The sequence below is a fragment of the Pseudomonas mosselii genome (assembly GCF_005796105.1).
Taxonomy (GTDB): Bacteria; Pseudomonadota; Gammaproteobacteria; order Pseudomonadales; family Pseudomonadaceae; genus Aquipseudomonas; species Aquipseudomonas mosselii_C.
Window position 1 is genome coordinate 76,545 of the sequence record NZ_VAUO01000008.1, and the last position, 13,283, is coordinate 89,827.

The following is a 13,283-nucleotide window of genomic DNA, read 5'->3' on the forward strand; positions in this document are numbered from 1 at the left end:
AGAAATACGTCGCAGCTATTACTGGACGCGCTACTGAGAATTCAGGGTGTTCAGGACACAGTTGTCGCATTTTATTCAGAATCCTACAGTGGCAGTCGCCCGCAACCCGGCGAAATCACCCTCGCCCACCATGGCGTGCTGTTTCTCGACGAGTTGCCAGAGTTCGAACGCCGCGTGCTGGAGGTGCTGCGCGAGCCTTTGGAGTCAGGTGAAATCGTGGTGGCCAGGGCGCGTGATCGGGTGCGCTTTCCCGCACGCTTCCAGCTCGTGGCTGCAATGAATCCCTGCCCCTGCGGCTATTTCGGCGACCCCACGGGCCGCTGCCGTTGCAGCCCCGAGCAGATCCAGCGCTATCGCAACAAACTCTCCGGCCCGTTGCTCGACCGTATCGACCTGCACCTGACCGTGGCCCGCGAAAACACCGTGCTGCACAACCAGCCTAGCGGCGAAACCAGCGCCAGCGTTGCCCAGGTGGTGGCCCAAGCGCGCGAACACCAACAACGCCGCCAGGGCTGCGCCAATGCCTTTCTCGATCTCCGGGGGTTGCGCCGTCACTGCGCGCTGACGCCAGCGGACCAGACCTGGCTGGAAAACGCCTGCGAACGGCTGACCCTGTCGTTGCGCGCAGCGCACCGTTTGCTCAAGGTTGCGCGGACCCTGGCCGATCTGGCGCAGGTCGAGGCTATCGACAGGGCGCATCTGGCCGAAGCATTACAGTATCGGCCAGGGGCTTGAGGCTGAGCGGGGCTCGGCAACTAGCCGCCCAAGCCCTCACGTCGGGGCTTGGGCAGCACCCACCAGACCACCACCAGGCTGGCACCAGCGCCCAAGGCTGCCGAGGTCAGTCTGCCAAGCCCCGGCAATGTCAGGAACAACTCCCCGCTGATGGTCTGGCTGGCCATGAATTCGGCCCACCCCTGGGACAACAAGGCGGCCAACGACACGACCAGCGAACCGGCCCGCCAGGTACGCTGAAGACGCAACACCACGCAAGTCAGCCCCACGAGCACGGCGGGAATACCATAGAACATCAAGGCGCCGATCATCATCACCACGGCCAGGCCGAAGTAGCCGAGCGCATTGGTCAAAGCGCTTGCGCCCATGAGCGAATGCACAAGCTCGGCCAGCACCAGCAGCAACCCGGTCAACGAAGGCGCTGCAATGAACGCCAGCAGCACACGGGGGGTTGGATAGGCGTGTTGATCATCCATGCAAAATAGCCTTGCACCAGGTCGAGATGCCACCGCATAGGCGGGCGACCAAGCCGTGGATACGAGCACACATACTTTCAGTCCCTTGAACGCGTCGAATCAGCACAATCGCTGAAATGGTCGTCTAAGAGAAGCCGCACAACGTTTAGTTCAACCTGCGGCGTGCCGCTATCCCCGCCACCGACCACGCGCCTGGGCCGGTCAGCGCGGTGCTCAATCGATGGCGCCAGCAATGTGCTCGGCCCCGGTTACCGTGCCGCCAGTGCCTGCGCCACGGCCCTGAGCAGGGTTTCCTCGCTGAACGGCTTGCCCAGGCAAATCACCGCCCCCCGCCCCATCGAATCCTGTCGCGCCATGGGGTCCCAATGCGCCGACATGCAAATCACCGGCAAGGCATACCCGCGCCGTGCCAATTCACGCTGCACCTCATGACCACTGCACCCGGGCATTTTCAGGTCGACCAACGCGCAATCGGCCTCACGCGACAGTCGCGAGGCCAGGAACACCTTGCCATCGGCGAAGGGATACGCCTCGAAACCCGCCGAACGCAGCAGGTTCGACAGGCTCTTGCGCACCGAGACGTCGTCGTCGACGATGCACACCCTCACCGGGCGGCCCCGACCGGTCATGCCACGCCCTGGCCAAAGGCCTGGGCATCACCCGCGATCACCTGATGCATGGCCACTAGCTCGACCAGCGAGCGGGACTGCATCTTGTTCATGATGTTCTTCTTGTGGACCTTGATGGTCACTTCACTGGTGCCCAACTGACCGGCGATCTGCTTGTGCGACAGGCCTTCGACCACCAGCGCGAACACTTCGCGCTCGCGGGGCGTGAGATGCTGGTACTTGTCGCGCACTTGGCGTGCCTGTCGCCAGTCGCGACCGGCGGCCACCGCGCGAGCACGCACGGCCTCCAGCAACGCCAGCAACTGGCGCTCGTCGAACGGTTTGGTGAGGAACTCGAACGCCCCGGCGCGCATGGCCTGCACCGTCAACGGGATGGTCCCGTAGCCGGTCATGAAGACAATCGGCCAAGGCAGGTCGAGGCGGCGCAAAGCGTGTTGCAACTCAAGGCCCGAAGCGGCTGGCAGGTTGATATCCAACAACAGGCAGGCGTAGGGCGTGTCCCACTGCTGTTCGAGCAACGCCTCAGCCGAGGCGTACAGGCGATGGGGGATGTTTTCGGCCCGGAACAAGCGCCCCAGCGCATTGCGCACCGACGGATCGTCATCAACCACTAGCACGTGCACCGCAGCGCCGTCAGGCTCCAGGGCATGGCTGTCGAGCGCATGGCAGGCACGCGCCGGTGCCAGCGCCGAGGTATCCGGCGAAAGGTCGGCGAGCAAGCGATAACCCCGGCGCGGTACGGTCTGGATGACCTGCTTGTCACCCAGCCACTTGCGTAACAGCGAGACCTGTACCTGCAAGTTGTTGTCCTCGACCACCGTGCCTGACCAGACCTGGCTGAACAATTCGTCCTTGCTCACCACCCGGCCATTGGCCCGCGCCAAGGTCGCCAGCACCTCGAACGCGCGGCCTCCCAGCGGGATCGGCTGGCCGTCGCGGAAGGCCTCGCGTCGCTCAAGCGACACCATGGCTTTGCCTATTCGGATCATCGCATCCTCGACTCTCAGGGCTGTGGCGATTGCGCGGGCTTGAGCACGATAGGCCGGCGCACGCGGACAACGAGCAGTCTTAGAACTATCACACAGCCCCGCGCACCTTGCCGGCGCCCGAGCGGACCATAACGGTCAGAATGGTTCCCGTTCCTGCCAAGGCGCCCCGCGCCGCATTGCGTCGCCTAGGCGCTCCGTATACTCCTCGCCAGGCTGTCGTTTGCAGGGGTGCCATGATGCTCGATGAATGTCTCGTTCTCGTGTCGGTCGATAACGATCCGGCGATCGACGAACACTGGCTGAGCCGCTGCACCACGGTAGCGCTGGGCCAGGAAGGCGAGCTGTGCCACTTCTGCCTGTTCGACACCGAGACCCGCCAGTCCTGGCACGCGATCCGTGCACCGGTCGAGTCGCCGGCCGCCTGCCAACGCCTGGAGCGCGACTACCGACTGGCGCTGGACCCGGCCTGGGCAGTGCTGCCCGCAGCCTACGTGCGCTCGGCCGAAGGGCCATTGCTGGTCTATCCCACCGGGCTGTCGGTAGCCGACCTGATCGACCAGGGTCGGCTTTTTCTGGAGCGCTTCCTACACGTCGCGGTGAACGCTGCCACCACCTTGGCCAAGGCCCACCAGGGCAATGCCGTGCACGGCGCCCTGCGCCCGCGCCAGTTGCTGATCGGCAACGATGGACAAGTGCGCATTGGCGGTTTTCGCGCCGATGCCAGCGACATCCCGAGCACCCAGCCCGACAGCTGGACCTACCTGGCCCCCGAGCAGGTCTGCCCGCACGGCACCCACACCGACCGGCGCAGCGATATCTATGCGTTGGCGGCCATCCTCTACCAGTTGTTGCTCGGCCAACTGCCACTGGCCGGACGCGACATCCAGCACTGGCGCCAGCTGCATGCAGGCGTGCAACCGCGGCCAGCCGGGGAGCTTGACCCGACCCTGCCAAGGGTGATCAGCCAGATCCTCGGCAAGGCCTTGGCCAAGGAGCCCGATGCGCGCTACCAGAGCGCCGAAGCACTGGCCATCGACCTGGCGCATTGCCAACGGCAATGGGCTGCGCATGGCGACATCGCGCCGTTCACCCCAGGTTGCGCCGACCTGGTGCCCGCCGCCGGCGAGCGCCTGTATGGACGCGACGGTGAACAACAGACCATCGCCCGCCTGCTCGACAGCCTGCGCCGCGACAACACCCCCCAAGGCCTGCTGGTCAACGGCGCCACCGGCATGGGCAAGTCGAGCCTGGTGCACACCTCGCTCAAGGTCCACGCCAACGGTTATTGGGCCAGCGGCAAGTGCAACAGCCTTGAGCAAGCGGTGCCCTATGCCCCCTGGATCGAGATCCTCGGTACGTTGGCCACGCAGTTGCTGGCCAGGAACAGCAGCGACCTGGACGCCACCGCTCGCGATATTCGCCAGCGCCTCCAGGGTCGCGGCCAATTGCTCAGCCAACTGGCGCCCGATCTGCAATTGATCCTCGGCCCCAGTGCCGACTTCTCCATACAAGCGTCGCGCCTGACGCTGGAAAAAGAGCACCGCGCCATCGTCGAGGTGCTCGAAGTCTTCAGCAGCCCCGGCCAACCACTGGCGATCTTCCTCGATGATCTGCAATGGGCCGACGATGCCAGCCGTTACCTGCTGCAAGCGCTGCTGGCAAAGCCACCGCGAGGTCTGTTGCTGATCCTCGCCAGCCGCAGCGATGGCAGCGCCATGTCACTGATCGACCTGCCTGCCACGCCCACCGCCCTGCGCTGCCAGAGCCTCACCCTACAGCCGCTGCCGGTCGCGGCGATCGTCGAACTGATCGTGACCCGCTATCACGTCAATGCCGCCGAGGCGCTCCCGGTGGCCGAGCGGGTGCACGCCAAGACCGCAGGCAATCCGTTCTTCGTCCGGCAAATTCTGCGGGCGATGGTCGAAGACCGGTTGTTCGTCTTCGATACCCACGCCATGCGCTGGTCCTGGTCGATAGACGCCGTGGCCCACCATCGCTATGCCGACAACGTCGCCGACCTGATGGTGCAACGCCTGACCCGCCTGCCCTCGGGCCAGCGCGAGTTGCTCAGGCTCGCGGCAGCCGCCGGCGGGCGCTTCGATGTAGCGCTGCTGCGGCGCCTGGCGGGGCAGCCGGACGAGCGCCTCGACGGCCGGCTCAAAGCCTTGCGCGAGGCGGGTTTCCTCGCGTCCACCGCGCATGGCCTGGCTTTCGCCCATGACCGCGTGCAGGAAGCCGCCTATCAACTCACCCCGGAGCACGAACGCAGCGCGCAGCACGCGCGTATCGCCCAAGCCATGTGGCAGGCCTGGGCAGACAGCCCCCGTGAGGGCCTGTTCGAACTGGCCAACCAGCTCCAGCGGGCCGCGACCGATCGCTTCACCGCGCAGCAATGCGCGACCTTCCTGGCGCTGCTGCTGCGCGCCGCCACCCAGGCCCGCGACGCCGCCTCCCACGAGCAGGCCGCCGGCTACCTGCAAGCGGCGCACGCCTTGCAACAGCGTTGCCCGATTGATGCACGGCAGGCGTTCACCCTCGCCTGCATGGCCACCGAATGCGACATGCTGCTGTCACGCACGGGGCGCGCCGAGGCCGGTATCGCCGCGTGCCATCGCCACGCCCGTACAGCACTGGAGCGCGCCACGGCCCACCGCTTGGCCGCACGCCTGAACACCCTGCGCTCGGATTACCCAGCCGCCATTGACGAAGCCATGCGTGGCCTGCAACTGCTGGGAATCGAGCTGAACCACGGCGACGAGCCACAGCCCGTCGAGCGCCAGTACGCCACTGTCCGTAGACTGATCGAGCAACGCGGTCGCCACTGCCTGGAGGCTTTGCCACGCGCCACGTCCGAGCCTGTCGAGGTGGCCATTGCACTGCTCGCGACGCTGTCCTCGTCATTCTTCGTGCGCGACGAAATCCGCTTCCTGCACTTGTCGCGCATCCTGGAACTGAGCCTGGCCCACGGCGTGGCCCCCGGCAGCACCTATGGCCTGGCCTGGTTCGGGGTGATGTGCGCCGAGCGCTTCGCCGCCTACCACGACGGCCACGCTTACTGCCTGGCGGCGCTCAAGCTGATCGAGCGGCACGGATTCGAATGCGACCTGACCAGCACCTTGCTGGCCCTGGATCAGGTCAGCGCCTGGACCTCACCCATGGAGTTCGCTCGCCGTACCGCGCTGGAGGCAATCGACTCGGCCAACCTTTCCGGTGACTTGGCCATGGCCTGCTACGCCTGCTGCCACGCTGTCTCGGACGCGCTGGTGATGGGCAAGCACCTGGATGCGGTGAACCAGGAAGTGGAGCGCGGCCTGGCCACCGTGCGCCGCTATGGCTACCGCGATGTCGAATTCATTCTGCTCGCCCAACAAGCCTTCGTCGCCGACCTGTGCGGCGCTCCCGCTACGCACGATGAGCGCAACGCCGTGAGGCTGCACGACACACCGAGCGCCTGCATCAGTTCCAGCACCACGCGTTTCTTCCAGAGCCTGTTCGCCGGCATGGCGGCGTTCTACCTGGGCGATATCGGCCAGGCCACGGCGCACTTGGAGCAGGCCGATGGCCACGTCTGGGCGGTGCCGGCGCACATCAACCTGGCCGATTTCCACCTGTTCCAGGCACTGACCCTGGGCAGCCCGCAAGCACCGGGTACGCTTGAAGCGAAGCTCGAACGCCTGGCCCGGTTACGCCTGGTGTTCAGCCAGTGGGCGCAGTTCAATCCGGTCACGTTCCGCAACAAGGTGCTGCTGATCGAAGGGTTGATCGCCCGCCTTCAGGGTGATGGGCTGTCGGCCATTCGCTGCTTCGACCAGGCGCAGATCGCCGCCACCGCTGCCGGCTTTATCCACGAGCAGGCCATCGCCCACGAGCAACTGGCCGAGGTGTGCATCCCCAGTGGGCTGATCTCGGGCGCCAACCTGCACCTGCGCATCGCCCGCGATTGCTTTCATCTATGGGGCGCCACGGGCAAGGTGCGCCAGCTTGAGACGCTGCACCCATTCCTGCGCACCCAGCCAATTCAAGAAACCTTCTGCACGACCTCACAAGCCAACCTGGACCTGGAAGCCGGTATCGAGGCTGCGCGCGCCTTGTCCGAAGAAACCTTGCTCGAAGGCCTGATCGAAACCCTGATGGGCCAGCTCACCCAGCATGCCGGTGCCGACCATGGCGCGCTGTTGATCGTCAGTGGTGCGGAGTACCAGATGGCCGCGCTGGCCGACATCGACGACGCCGGGCTGCGGGTGAGCATGGAGCAGTGCCAGAAGTTCATGACTCAGGCGCCGCGCTCGATCATCAACGCGACCCTGCGCACCAAGAAAACCCTGCTGCTGCACGACGCCCAAGTGGACTGCCCCGAAGCGTTCCGCCAGGACCTGCACGCGCGTGGTGCACGCTCGGTGCTGTGCCTGCCATTGGTGATCCAGGGGGTGCTGATCGGTCTGGTGTATCTGGAAAACTGCCTGGTGCCCAACCTGTTCGGCGGCCAGCGCCTGGCCATGCTGGAAATCCTCGCAGCGCAAGCGGCGGTGTCGCTGCAGACCGCCAAGTTCTATACCCGCCTGGCCGAAGAGCACCAGACCCGCGCTCAAATGGAAGCCGAGCTGCGGCGCTCACGGGCAGAGCTGGCGCGCAGTGCGCATTTGCAAGTGATGAACGAACTGTCGGCGTCCATCGCCCACGAGATCAGCCAGCCACTGCTGGGCATCGCCTCCAACGCAGCGGCTAGCCTGCGCTGGCTGCGCCGCGATACGCCGGATCTCGACGAAGCCATGGCGGGTCTGGAAGACATCCGCGCCGACAGCGAGCGCGCAGCCAATATCGTTCGCGCCCTGCGCTCGCTGGCCAAGCAGACGCCGATGCAGTTCAAGACGCTGAAGCTCGACGACTTGATCTTGCAAGTGATCCGCCTGGCCTCGGCCGATGCTCGCAAGAGTGCGGTGAAACTCCAGGCGCAGCTGGATGCCGGGGTGACGGTGCTGGCAGACCCTGTGCAAATCCAGCAACTGGTGTTCAACCTGCTCACCAACGCGCTGGAGGCGCTGGCCGGGTATCGCGGTGATGGCGTGGTGCGCATCAGCTCATGCCGCTGTGGCGACGAGGTGCAGGTGCAAGTGGACGACAACGGCCCCGGCATTGATGCTCAAGACCGCGAACAGGTGTTCGAGGTGTTCCACACCACCAAGCCCGGTGGACTGGGCATGGGGCTGGCAATCTGCATGTCGGTGGTGCAGGCCCACGGCGGGCGCTTGCAGGCGTTGGACTCGGAGCTGGGCGGGTGCTGCATTCGCTTCAGCGTGCCGGTGGCGGGCACACAAGCCGGCTGATGTGTAGGTACTTGTAACAAGGGCCTTGCCGGGGTGCAGGGCCGGTCGGAAAGGGTCGCGTAGCGCGCCCCGGGATTTATGCATGATGCAAAATCGCCGAGGCTGCTACGCAGCCTTTTCGCGGCACAAGGCCGCTCCAGATCAGCGCGCCGTCAACGCCGCATAACTGTTCATCAAGTTGCGGTAATTGGGGATGCGCTGGGACAGCAGGTTGCCCAGGCCTTCGATGTCGTTGCGCCAGTCGCGGTGCAACTCACACGCCACCGAGAACCAGTTCATCATCTGCGCCCCGGCTTGAGTCATGCGCGCCCACGCGGCCTGCTGCACAGTCTCGTTGAAGGTGCCCGAGGCGTCGGTGACGACGAACACGTCGAAGCCCTCGGCCAGCGCCGACAGGGTCGGGAACGCCACGCACACATCAGTCACCACGCCGGCAATGATCAGCTGCTTGCGCCCAGTGGCCTTGATCGCCTTGACGAAATCTTCGTTGTCCCAAGCGTTGATCTGGCCAGGGCGGGCGATGTACGGCGCGTCCGGGAACATCTCCTTGAGTTCCGGCACCAGCGGGCCATTGGGGCCTTGCTCGAAGCTGGTGGTGAGGATGGTCGGCAGGCCGAAGAACTTGGCCAGGTCACCCAAAGCCAGCACGTTGTTCTTGAACTCGTTGGGCGAGAAATCCTGCACCAGCGAGATCAGGCCGGTCTGGTGATCGACCAGCAGCACGACGGCATCATCTTTGTTCAGGCGCTTGTAGTCAGGTTGGCTCACGACGGTGACTCCTTGGGTGGGATGAAGGTGGCATTGGCCCTAGGGCCTATACCTTTGGGTAACATGGCATTAAAGGTGACCCGCCGCCTGACGCCAGGCCTTGGGAGGCTGACCGACCAAACGGCTGAAGGCGCGCGTGAAATGCGCTTGGTCACAGAAGCCGCACTCCAGGCTGACATGGGTGATCGGCACTTCGGTGGCCAGCAGACGTTTGGCCTTTTCCATGCGTGCTCGCAGGCGCCAGGCTTGCGGCGACAGTCCGGTAGCCACCTTGAAGGCGCGCGAGAAGTGACTGCGCGTGAGATGGCAGACGCTGGCGATCTGGATGATCGACAGTGGGCTGTGGAGCATGAGTTCCTTGGCCTGGCGCAAGCGCTGCGGGGTCAGCGCGCCGGGCTGGGTGTGCCGGGCTTCTGGGGCGGACTCAAGGGCCATGTCGACTCTCCTGTTTCGATGCAGGAAGTCTGGCGCGCGGCCGATGACAAAGTCCTGAGCCGAACCTTAAAAGTTCTTAAGCGTGACGGCCCGTCACCACACAGGTCGCGTCTGGCCCATGACGCTCTCGGGTGCGCTGGCCCTACACGCCCTAGCGATCCTTTAAAATGCTCGCATGTTTGATTTCAGGCTATCTGCACAGGTAGTCGCAAAGGTGAGTCACGATGCTGAAAACAGTGGTGATAGTGCTGTTCAACGATGTTCTGATGCTGGATGTCAGCGGCCCTATGGACGTCTTTTCCATCGCCAACCGGTTCCTCCCGGCAGACCAGCACTACCACCTGCTCACCCTTGCCGAAGACAACGCCCCGCTGCGTAGCTCCTGCGGCCTGAAGGTACTGGCCGACGCACGCCTGGAGGCGTTGCCGATGAACGTCGACCTGCTGCTGGTGCCTGGCGGCCCAGGCGCCTACGACCATCCGACACCGGCGCTAGAGCGTTGGCTGGCGCAGGCAGCGCGCAGCGCTAAGCGTTTCGGTGCGATCTGTACCGGTATTTTCCTGCTGGGGCGCGCTGGATTACTCAGCGGCTATCGCTGCACCACCCACTGGAACTACATCGAGCGCCTGGCGCGGCAGTTTCCCGAAGCACGAGTGGAAACCGAACAGATCTACGTGACCGACCGTAACTTGATCACCTCCGGCGGCATCACCGCCGGTATCGACCTGGCCCTGGCCGTGGTGGCCGAGGATCATGGCCGGGACTTGGCGCTGGAAGTGGCCAAGGTGCTGCTGGTGGCGCGACACCGCCAAGGCGGTCAGTTGCCCTACGGTCCATTGCTGGCAGCGGTGCCGCGTGACGGCGGCCCAATCGCCCGGGTCCAGGCGTATATCGTCGACCATATCGACGAAGCCTTCACCGTGCAGAAAATGGCCGAGTTGGCGGCCATGAGCGCGCGTAATTTTGCCCGCGCGTTCCAGCGCGACGTGGGGATCACGCCACTGCAATACTTGCAGAACGCGCGCATCGACCATGCGCGCAAGTTGCTCGAGGGCTCGGATTTGCCACTCAAGGTGGTGGCCGCGCGCAGTGGGTTCGGCAGCGACCGGCACATGCGCAAGGTGTTCGGCGAGCGGATCGGCATGACGCCGAACCAGTACCGCGCGCAGTTTGGCGGGTGACGCAACAGCCGGACCACACGCTCCTACATAGGCGTGCGTGCGGTTCATATTGTCCCCTTCAAGGAGACAATATGTCTCCATAGAATCGGATTGTCTCCACACAGCCCATTCCGCAAAATGCTCGACTCAACGCTATAACCGCTGCCCCGGCAGTTCACGGAGCCAGAACCCATGCCACACGAAGGCAGCCTGCTGCAAACCGCGGTGATCTTCCTGTTCGCCGCCGTCATCGCCGTCCCCCTCGCCAAACGCCTGAAGCTGGGCGCCGTGATCGGCTACCTGCTCGCGGGCGTGGCCATCGGCCCGCAAGCACTGGGCCTGATCCGCGACACCGAGAGCGTCGCGCACATTTCCGAACTGGGCGTGGTCCTGCTGCTGTTCATCATTGGCCTGGAACTGTCGCCACGACGCCTGTGGCTGATGCGCAAATCGGTGTTCGGTGTTGGCACCGCACAGGTGCTGCTGACCGGCGCGGTGATTGGCGCCATCGCCCTGTTCGGCTTCAGCCAGACACTGCCAGCGGCCATCGTGCTTGGCCTGGGCCTGGCGCTGTCGTCCACCGCCTTGGGTCTGCAAAGCCTGGCCGAGAGCAAGCAGCTCAACGCCCCGCATGGCCGCCTGGCCTTCGCCATCCTGCTGTTCCAGGACATCGCCGCCATCCCGCTGATCGCCCTGGTGCCGTTACTGGCCGCAAACGGCCCCGACACCAGCCACGGCGACAGCCTGGAGCATGGCCTGAAGGTATTCGCCAGTATCGCCGTGGTGATTGTCGGCGGGCGCTATCTGCTGCGCCCGCTGTTTCGCACCGTGGCCCGCACGGGCCTGCCGGAGGTGTCCACCGCCACCGCGCTGTTGGTAGTGATCGGCACCGCCTGGCTGATGGAAGAGGCCGGTATCTCGATGGCCCTGGGGGCCTTCCTGGCCGGCCTGCTGCTGGCCGATTCGGAATACCGGCATGAACTGGAATCACAGATCGAGCCGTTCAAGGGCCTACTGCTGGGGCTGTTCTTCATCAGTGTCGGCATGGGCGCCAACCTGCGCCTGCTGCTGGAAATGCCGCTGGTGCTACTGAGCCTGACCCTGCTGCTGATCACCGTGAAACTGGCGCTGCTGATCGGCGTCGGGCGCCTAGCCGGTGGCCTGAACAAGGCCAGCGCGTTGCGCCTGGGCATGGTGCTGGCAGCCGGTGGCGAGTTCGCCTTCGTGGTGTTCAAGCTGGGCAAGGATCAAGGCCTGTTCGACACCCAGACCTACGACCTGCTGATGATGACCATCACCCTGTCGATGGCCATCACCCCCCTGCTGATGCTCGGCTGCGCCCGCGCCCTCAAGCGCCCGCAACCGACACGCGAAGTGCCCGAGCAGTACAAGGCCATCGACGCCGGCACCCCGCGCGCGGTGATCGTCGGCATGGGGCGCATGGGGCAGATCGTGGCGCGTATCCTGCGGGCACAGAAGATCCCCTTCATCGCCCTGGAAACCTCGGTGGATACCATCGAGATGACCCGCATGTTCGAGCAGGTGCCGGTGTTCTACGGCGACCCGTCGCGCCCCGAGGTGCTGCATGCGGCCAAGGTCGGCGAGGCCGAATATTTCATCATTACCGTCGACGACCCCGAGGTCGCCACCCACACCGCCGAACGGGTCAAGCGCCTTTACCCGCACCTGAAGGTCATCGCCCGGGCGCGTAACCGCCAACATGTGCACAAACTGCTGGACGTCGGTGCCGAGCCAATCCGCGAGACGTTTTATTCGAGCCTGGAAATGAGCCGCCGCGCACTGGTGGGGCTGGGCTTGAGCGAGGCCCAGGCGGCCGATCGCATCGAACGCTTTACCGAGCACGACGAGCAGGTGCTCGAAGCCCAGGGGCAGGTGCGTGATGATCGCGCGAAGGTGATGCAGACCGCCAAGGAGGCGCGGGTGGAGTTGGAGCGGTTGTTTGAGTCAGATGCAGACTGACGCTCAGGCGAAGGCAAGCCGAGCGATGGGCGGATGCTCACGGTGCGCGGCTTGCCAAAGGTCGTAGGCGGCTTGTTCGGCTAGGTACTGGCGAGCACTGCCCAGACCTGCCAGTTCCAGGCGATAGGCCAGGTCGGCGGAAATCGCCGCACGGCCGTTGAGCACGGTGGATAACTGGCCACGAGAATAGCCGAGATGACGGGCGAGGGAGGAGACGTTCATGCCGATTGCGGGCAGGACGTCTTCGCGCAGGGCTTCGCCTGGGTGGGGCGGGTTGTGCATGGGCATTAGGTTCAGCCTCTTAGTGATAATCCAGATAGTCGACCAGCTCGACATCGGTACCAATAAAGCGGAAAACCAACCGCCAATTGCCCGATACATTCACCGCCCAAAAACCATGTAGATGCCCGTGCAAATGATGCAGGCGGCTTCCTGGTCGCTCCATGTCAGAGGGGCATTGCGCAATTTCGAGCGACGCGAGTAGACGCTTAAGACGCGCAACGTGGTCAAACCTGACCCCTGACGTATCTCCTCGCTGATACAAGGAGCGCAGCCCCTTGTGCCTGAAGCTGCGAATCATGGTGGCGTAAGTGTAAGGCTATACCTTACACCCTTCAAGACTGTCCTGGTCATGCTGAACCTCCACGCAACTCAAAGTGCGCAGCCTGAAGACCAAGTCCAGTGGAAAGGCAGTCCCATGGGTCCGGGATTTACGTCAGAAAGCTCCCTCCTCGCTGTGAGCTGGCTTGATTGGATGTGCGGGCTGGACTGAGGCGCAAACCATCCA

General features: G+C 64.5%; 10 protein-coding genes and 1 pseudogene. 4 read left to right on the forward strand and 7 right to left on the reverse strand.

All coding sequences use genetic code 11. The annotated features are described in order from the left end of the window. Positions 1–90: 90 nt before the first annotated feature. Positions 91–735: pseudogene (locus tag FEM01_RS16940) on the forward strand (ATP-binding protein); the annotation flags it as partial. Between the two features lie 20 nt (positions 736–755). On the opposite strand, the gene FEM01_RS16945 reads toward FEM01_RS16940, so the two are convergent. The 3 genes from FEM01_RS16945 to FEM01_RS16955 form a co-directional block, all read right to left on the reverse strand. Beyond that, positions 756–1,211, reverse strand: coding sequence for a hypothetical protein (locus tag FEM01_RS16945; protein WP_138220640.1), 456 nt, complete (start codon positions 1,209–1,211; stop codon positions 756–758). A gap of 248 nt (positions 1,212–1,459) precedes the next feature. After that, positions 1,460–1,813, reverse strand: a complete 354-nt coding sequence (locus FEM01_RS16950; protein ID WP_138220809.1) for a response regulator — start codon at positions 1,811–1,813, stop codon at positions 1,460–1,462. 23 nt (positions 1,814–1,836) lie between these two features. After that, positions 1,837–2,829, reverse strand: coding sequence for a response regulator (locus FEM01_RS16955; protein WP_138220641.1), 993 nt, complete (start codon positions 2,827–2,829; stop codon positions 1,837–1,839). 236 nt (positions 2,830–3,065) lie between these two features. Between FEM01_RS16955 and FEM01_RS16960 the strand changes: the two genes are divergently transcribed. Continuing rightward, a complete protein-coding gene (locus FEM01_RS16960) occupies positions 3,066–8,153 on the forward strand; it encodes a trifunctional serine/threonine-protein kinase/ATP-binding protein/sensor histidine kinase (protein ID WP_138220642.1) in 5,088 nt (1,695 codons plus the stop codon). A gap of 141 nt (positions 8,154–8,294) precedes the next feature. Here FEM01_RS16960 and ycaC read toward each other — a convergent pair whose 3' ends face one another. Together ycaC and FEM01_RS16970 are read right to left on the reverse strand one after the other, a co-directional pair. Further along, positions 8,295–8,921 (reverse strand): isochorismate family cysteine hydrolase YcaC, encoded by a 627-nt coding sequence (gene ycaC / locus FEM01_RS16965; protein WP_138220643.1) that lies wholly within the window; start codon positions 8,919–8,921, stop codon positions 8,295–8,297. 69 nt (positions 8,922–8,990) lie between these two features. Next, on the reverse strand, positions 8,991–9,356 hold the full coding sequence (locus tag FEM01_RS16970) for a helix-turn-helix transcriptional regulator (RefSeq protein WP_138220644.1): 366 nt from the start codon (positions 9,354–9,356) through the stop codon (positions 8,991–8,993). A 224-nt stretch (positions 9,357–9,580) separates the two neighbouring features. Between FEM01_RS16970 and FEM01_RS16975 the strand changes: the two genes are divergently transcribed. Together FEM01_RS16975 and FEM01_RS16980 are read left to right on the forward strand one after the other, a co-directional pair. Continuing rightward, entirely contained in the window at positions 9,581–10,537 is a 957-nt protein-coding gene (locus FEM01_RS16975) for a GlxA family transcriptional regulator (RefSeq protein WP_138220645.1), read from the forward strand. Positions 10,538–10,708: 171 nt separating this feature from the next. Then, complete coding sequence (locus tag FEM01_RS16980) at positions 10,709–12,496, forward strand: monovalent cation:proton antiporter-2 (CPA2) family protein (RefSeq protein WP_138220646.1); 1,788 nt, start codon at positions 10,709–10,711, stop codon at positions 12,494–12,496. 3 nt (positions 12,497–12,499) lie between these two features. Here FEM01_RS16980 and FEM01_RS16985 read toward each other — a convergent pair whose 3' ends face one another. Together FEM01_RS16985 and FEM01_RS16990 are read right to left on the reverse strand one after the other, a co-directional pair. Next, positions 12,500–12,784: a HigA family addiction module antitoxin gene (locus FEM01_RS16985; protein ID WP_138220647.1), complete on the reverse strand. Its 285-nt coding sequence runs from the start codon at positions 12,782–12,784 to the stop codon at positions 12,500–12,502. A gap of 13 nt (positions 12,785–12,797) precedes the next feature. Then, the gene (locus FEM01_RS16990) at positions 12,798–13,076 is read right to left on the reverse strand and encodes a type II toxin-antitoxin system RelE/ParE family toxin (protein ID WP_138220648.1); all 279 of its coding nucleotides are present in this window, start codon (positions 13,074–13,076) and stop codon (positions 12,798–12,800) included. Between the last annotated feature and the right edge of the window lie 207 nt (positions 13,077–13,283).